Annotated in this window: 5 protein-coding genes and 1 tRNA gene; 4 read left to right on the top strand and 2 right to left on the bottom strand. The window is 46.3% G+C overall.

Annotation, left to right across the window (positions count from 1 at the left end; translation table 11 throughout):
• The first annotated feature begins 211 nt into the window (after positions 1-211).
• Positions 212-1,456 carry an MFS transporter gene (locus tag QT974_RS29175; protein ID WP_333471879.1) on the top strand — a complete coding sequence of 415 codons (1,245 nt, stop codon included), beginning with the start codon at positions 212-214 and terminating at the stop codon, positions 1,454-1,456.
• 302 nt (positions 1,457-1,758) lie between these two features.
• Here the strand turns inward: QT974_RS29175 and QT974_RS29180 are convergent.
• Positions 1,759-1,832 (bottom strand) — tRNA-Arg (locus QT974_RS29180).
• Positions 1,833-1,938: 106 nt separating this feature from the next.
• Between QT974_RS29180 and moaC the strand changes: the two genes are divergently transcribed.
• From moaC to QT974_RS29195, 3 genes are all read left to right on the top strand, one after another.
• Complete coding sequence (gene moaC, locus QT974_RS29185) at positions 1,939-2,460, top strand: cyclic pyranopterin monophosphate synthase MoaC (protein WP_333471880.1); 522 nt, start codon at positions 1,939-1,941, stop codon at positions 2,458-2,460.
• Between the two features lie 86 nt (positions 2,461-2,546).
• Positions 2,547-2,804, top strand: a complete 258-nt coding sequence (locus tag QT974_RS29190; RefSeq protein ID WP_333471881.1) for a 2TM domain-containing protein — start codon at positions 2,547-2,549, stop codon at positions 2,802-2,804.
• 64 nt (positions 2,805-2,868) lie between these two features.
• A complete protein-coding gene (locus QT974_RS29195) occupies positions 2,869-3,171 on the top strand; it encodes a DUF3181 family protein (protein ID WP_333471882.1) in 303 nt (100 codons plus the stop codon).
• Positions 3,172-3,498: 327 nt separating this feature from the next.
• On the opposite strand, the gene QT974_RS29200 is transcribed toward QT974_RS29195, so the two are convergent.
• Positions 3,499-5,673 (bottom strand): glutamine synthetase III family protein, encoded by a 2,175-nt coding sequence (locus tag QT974_RS29200; RefSeq protein WP_333471883.1) that lies wholly within the window; start codon positions 5,671-5,673, stop codon positions 3,499-3,501.
• Between the last annotated feature and the right edge of the window lie 795 nt (positions 5,674-6,468).

Consider the following 6,468-nt stretch of genomic DNA (forward strand, 5'->3'; position numbering starts at 1 on the left):
CAGTTGATAGTTGACAGTTGACAGTTGACAGTTGACAGTTGACAGTTGACAGTTGGCCGTTGGCGCTGAGTTTGTCGAAGGGTTGACAGTTTACAGAAACTACTGTGGCAATTCTCAAGTTAGTGAATTGGTAATGGGAATCGGGGAATTGGAAAATTGGGAATTGGGAATTGGGAATTGCTAATCAGAAAATTTAAAGGGAATTTGCATCTTGAATATTTTTAGGGACATCGAACCACAACCCAAACGCAGCTTGGTGACTTTATTCACCGCAGGCTTGCTATTCTGGTGTAGTTTGGCTTCGCTGCTGCCAACTTTGCCGCTATACGTTCAATCTGTGGGCGGTAGCAAGCAGCAAATTGGTTTTGTGATGGGTGCATTTGCGATCGGGCTTTTGCTATCGAGGCCGCAGTTGGGTAAAATAGCCGATAGCCGGGGGCGCAAACAAGTTTTGCTGCTAGGCGTGTCCGTCGCTGCACTTGCCCCTATCGGCTATCTTTTCGCTCAATCTGTCCCCTTACTGTTATTTCTGCGAGCTTTTCACGGCATTAGTATCGCTGCTTTTACTACAGCTTACAGTGCTTTGGTCACAGATTTGTCGCCACCAGGAAAGCGAGGCGAATTAATCGGTTACATGAGTTTGGCCGCCCCAATCGGTTTGGCATTTGGCCCTGCGATGGGCGGATTTATTCAAGCTGGGGTTGGTTATCCTGCTTTGTTTGCGATGTCGGCGGCTTTCGCCACCACAGCTTTATTTTTTACTAGCAAAGTTGCCGAACCTAATTTTGCTGAGTTAACAAAGTCTGACTCGCTATCTGAGGACAAAAATAGCCAAAAATACTGGCAAATGCTGTGGAATCCCCGGGTGCGGATTCCGGCTTTGGTGCTATTGCTGGTTGGTTTGGTATTCGGAACTTTGAGCACTTTTATGCCTTTGTTTATCCAAGAAACTAAGGTTAATTTGAATCCGGGATTGTTTTATTCTACGGCGGCTATTGCTAGTTTTAGTCTGCGGTTGGTGACGGGACGGGCTTCGGACAAATACGGCCGCGGTTTGTTTATTTCTGGTGGCTTAATCTGTTACGCCGTGTCTATGTTATTGTTGTATTTTGCTGACAGCAGCGGTGCTTTTTTAATTGCGGCTTTGATTGAAGGTGTGGCTGGCGGTACTGTTTTGCCGATGATGGTGACGCTGATGTCGGATAGGTGCGAACCTCAAGAAAGAGGTCGTTTGTTTTCGATTTGTATTGGTGGGTTTGATTTGGGGATTGCGCTTGCTGGCCCGACTTTGGGTTTTGTTGCTGAACAAGTTGGCTACAGAAATATGTTTGGTTTGGCGGCTGGACTCGCTGGTGTGGCTTTGTTGATTTTTGTTACTTTGTCTAGCAAGGATTTGTCTCATTCGCTGAAATTTGCGATCGGGCGCGGCAAAGATGTTTATGCTTTGAATGAGTGACAGGATGGGCCCCAGAGCCCGTCCCACCAGAATTTTTTTTGGGAATGGGCCTCATAGCCCGTCCTAGCTATTTTTGCAATCTGGTCTATTGTCCGATACAGTTTAGATCGAACCGTTTTAGATTAAAAGCGATGTGAAAAATAGACACGGAGATTGCTTTCATAAGAGCTTGCGTTCATGTATAGCCTTCCTCGCAATCACAATTCTAACTGAACGGTATTGGTCTATTGTCGATCGCACTTGGCAAGTTTAAACAACAAACGCACCCTACAAAATACTGTAAGATGCGTTGCTTTTGATAATGGGCTTGGAGGGATTCGAACCCCCGACCTCATGGTTCGTAGCCATGCACTCTATCCAACTAAGCTACAAGCCCGTGTTGTTTTTTCCTGTTGCTTTGAGAGTTGAAATTTCAGATTTAATCTAAAATTGAACAATCTCTGTCCCGCACAGAATCTAACATTAACACTATCCTCAAAATAATGCAAGACCTTTCGCAAAGTTTTTCTCAATTGCCCGATGCGACAGTGCTAACTCACCTCGACAACAGCGGGGAAGCCCAAATGGTGGACGTTTCGGCGAAAGTCGCAACTGTGCGCCAAGCTGTGGCGGCAGCAAGGGTGCGGATGTTGCCGGAGACATTCGCTGCGATCGAAGCGGGGAATGCGCCGAAGGGGGATGTGTTGGGCACCGCCCGGTTGGCTGGAATTATGGCGGCCAAGCAAACGGCAAATTTGATTCCTCTGTGTCACCCTCTGCCCATCAGCAGCGTGGAAGTGCAGGTGATACCGGATGCTGAGTTGCCGGGGTATCAAATTCGGGCGACGGTGAAAATTAAGGGGGAAACTGGTGTGGAAATGGAGGCGATGACGGCGGTTTCGATCGCGGCACTGACTCTGTACGATATGGCTAAGGCGTTGGAAAAGTCGATCGTCATTGAATCGATTCGACTGGTAAGCAAAAGCGGCGGCAAGTCGGGAGACTATCAAAATTTAGAGGCGTAAGTTCCGGCCTTGGGGGGAGGCAGAATTCAAAAAGCTGCACTTATGATTAAAATAGGCAGAGAACTACTAACATCAAGTGAAAAACTATGCCTCCTCGTTGGCCGCGCAAACCCGATCGCAAAGACCCAGAGTACCGCCAATTAGACGATCGCATGAATTTTGCGATCCACGTCGGTCTTTTTTCTGCTACCAATTCTGGTTTGTGGTTTGTTCAAAATTTGCAAAAGGCTGATTGGCCTTGGGCAGTTACAGTAACGGGTGGATGGGCTCTAGTAGTTTTGGCCCACGCGATTTTCATTTTTGCAATCGCCGATTATTCGCCTCTGACTAAAGATTCTGGCTGATGGCAGTTGTTGGCGATTTGTTAACTGTGTTGATTGATAACAAATAACATTCTGCTTTTTTTATATGCCTAATACTACGCTGGCGATCGAATCCTTAGCTGCTGAAATTGGCGAAAATGTCTACATTGACATTGCCAAGTGGCATTTGTATCTCCGTGATGCCCACCTGCATACCGTTGTTGCCGAACAACTTTACTCAATGCTGGAAGATGGCGATGTAGATGATGACAAAGTTGGACGAGTTTTGCAAGGAATTCCAGTCAAGTTGGGCGGTGGCAAGCGAGAAGTGCCGCTGGCAGATTTGATTCCCATGCAGTCGAGAGTTCATTTGATGGATATCCTTGAGGAATTTCAGCGCAAAATGTAAAGTACAGGGCTGGTTTTGAAACACAAATAAGGCGGGCAATGCTCGCCTTATTTGTGTTTGCCGGCCCATATCAAGCAATCAACTTGGGGGCAGAAAACCGGGCGGTTGAAACCGTATCAGGAATGAGAATTAAATAACTTACAATCTTTATTGTTCTTCTGGCCCATCCCACAAACGCTTCCTTCGTCTTTTAATATCAAAAAACACTAACCTAACCCTACTGGGTAATAGACCCGATATTTTATTAAATCAACCAACCTGCAATTTACAAAAAAAAATAAGGACGCGGCACTGCCGCGTCCCTACACAAATTAACTCAATTTGCGATTACTTAACAAACAGCATTTCTTGATAAGTAGGCAGCGGCCACAAATCATCAGCCACTTCAGCTTCCAAAGCATCAGCATACTGGCGAACTTCATCCATCAAAGGACGAATAGTTTGCGAAGCATACTGCATATGATCTTCAGTCGTAGCAAAATCGTGCTTGCTCAAAGCATCACTCAACTTACTCGCAGTATCCATCATCGACTTAACCAGCGTCGCGACTTTTTGAGCAGTTGCCTTTTCTAAGTCAATGCCAATCTCTTTCAAACCAGCAATTGTGTTAGAAAGATCCGACAAATATCTCACGGCTGCGGGATAAATCATGGTTTTGGCAATGCTTCCGACCAGTTTTGCTTCGACTTCAATAGCCAGCAAATACTGCTCTGCATACACATCAAAACGGCTTTCGAGTTCAACCGGAGTCAAAACACCTGTCTTTTCAAACAAGTCTTCAATGTATTCTGCCTTCAACACAGGCAAAGCATCGGCGGTAGTCCGCAAGTTGGCTAAACCGCGTTCTTCAACGGCCATTTTGTGCCATTCTTCAGAATAGCCATTGCCGCCAAATACCACAGCGCCATGCTCGTCCATCACTTCTTTCAGAACTGTTTGGATGGCAGCATTCAGGTCAGTTCCTTTAGCCAAGTCGCTTTCTAATTTATTAGCAACCCAGTCCAAAGAATCGGCAAGAATTGTGTTCATTGCCACCAGCGGCCCGGAAACAGATTGACCGGAACCTACGGCACGGAATTCAAAGCGGTTTCCTGTAAAGGCAAAGGGCGAAGTCCGGTTTCTGTCACCAGCATCTTTTACGAAAGTAGGCAGTGTTTCTACGCCTAAATTCATGATTCCCCGACCTTGAGAACCCTTAGCTCCGCCCTTGCTAATTTGATCGAAGATATCTTCTAATTGCGAGCCCAAATAGACAGAGATAATCGCTGGCGGAGCTTCGTTGGCACCCAAGCGGTGGTCGTTGCTAGCAGTTGCAACTACGGCGCGCAACAAGGGGCCGTATTTGTGAACGCCGCGAATTACAGCGCCGCAGAAAACTAGGAACTGTATGTTGGAGTGCGGTGTATCGCCGGGGTCTAATAAGTTGCCTTGGGTGGCGTTACCCACTGACCAGTTGACGTGTTTGCCGGAACCGTTAATTCCTGCGAAAGGCTTCTCGTGCAGCAAGCACATAAAACCATGTTTCTTCGCTGTGTTGCGCAGAATTGTCATGGTCAATTGTTGGTGGTCGCTGGCGACGTTTGCTGCTTCAAAAACTGGTGCAATTTCAAACTGACCGGGTGCTACTTCGTTGTGGCGGGTTTTGGCAGGAATGCCCAGGCGGTACATTCTTTCTTCAACTTCTTGCATGAAAACTTGAACGCGCTCTGGGATTGCTCCAAAATAGTGGTCGTCAAATTGCTGACCTTTGGCGGGAGGTTTGCCGAACAGGGTGCGACCTGCTAATAACAAATCGGGGCGGCTGTTGGCGAAGTTGGAATCTATTAGGAAGTATTCTTGCTCGGAACCGCAACTGGAATTTACGGGAGCGACTTCGGTATTTCCTAACAGTTTTAAGACTCTGGTTGCTGCTTTGTTCATGGCAGCAATGGAGCGCAAAAGCGGGGTTTTTTTGTCTAGGGCTTCACCTGTCCAGGAGATGAATACAGTGGGAATGCACAATGTCATGCCGTTGTCTGTTTCCATGACATAGGCGGGGCTGGTGACATCCCAGGCTGTGTATCCGCGAGCGGCTGCGGTGGAGCGAATGCCGCCGTTGGGGAAGGATGAACCGTCTGGTTCGCCTTGTACTAGCAGTTTACCTGCAAATTCTGAGATGACGGAACCGTCGCTTTGGACTGAGATGAAACCGTCGTGTTTTTCAGCGGTGCCGTTGGTTAGCGGGTAAAATACGTGGGCGTAGTAGAGGGCTCCTTTGGATATAGCCCAATCTTTCATTGCTACTGCAACTACATCGGCTACGGAAGGATCGAGTGTTGTACCTGTTTGAATGGTGTTCTTGACTGATTTGAAAATGCTTTTGGGCAGGCTTTCTTGCATTTTGCTCAGACTAAACACGTCTGTTGCCCACATTTCTTCTAACCGCTTGGGAGGCTTGGCAGGAGTTACTTGGCGGTTGACGATTTGAGAAATTGCTTGAACGCGCGATTCGTTTCCACTCATGGTTATTTTTATTGTGATTGCGAGACGAGTATTTGTGAAAAAAATAAAGGTTACCAAAAGTCTAAGGCTTGACGAATCTGTTGGATTTACTCAACATTTTTAGTCAAAGCTTACTTTTTGGGAGAATGCCTTTTTTGACAGGCTCTAAAAGATTGGAGGAGCGAGGCTTAATCGCTTCGCTGTCCATCTGGGTGACAGTGAGCGTGTCAGATAGATGCGCTGGGATTTCAGTTATTAGCAAGAAAATAGATGACAGGAGCCTGTACTAAGTTGAGTCAACATCGTAGATGTCGGCGCTGTACGGATTTAGTAGCTAACTTTCACCCTGGTAAGCTCAAAAATTTTGTGCGAGTCAATTCCGATGAATTCAGGTCAAAACTACTTATGGTTTTTAATGGTTTGACGATCGATAAATCGCAGTCCAGCAAACAACCCACTTGTTTTAGGGTTTTGGAGAATTATGGATAGTACACAATCTACACTTGGAAAGTGTAAACAATCGTTACGCAAAAAAAAGTATTCTAGGCTACAGAATTTTAGGTTTTTTGTCTGAAGGGTCGATCGCCCGTATCGCACATAACCGCAGGATTTTAGTTGTAGGGTGTGTGACTAGCGCGTTATTTTGTCGATAATTGAGGGTTGAAAGGTAAATTGTACTTGCGCCGCTGTGATTCAGCAAATTCGTCAAAAGAACTAAATCGTCCGCCATCAAAATCATCCAAACCCTGCTGGATAGCCTGAATAGACTTGAATTGCATAAGTCTTTGATTGATACAGAAACCGCAGATGTCAGAC

It is taken from the genome of Microcoleus sp. BM001215392 (genome assembly GCF_036700185.1).
Lineage (GTDB): Bacteria > Cyanobacteriota > Cyanobacteriia > Cyanobacteriales > Microcoleaceae > Microcoleus.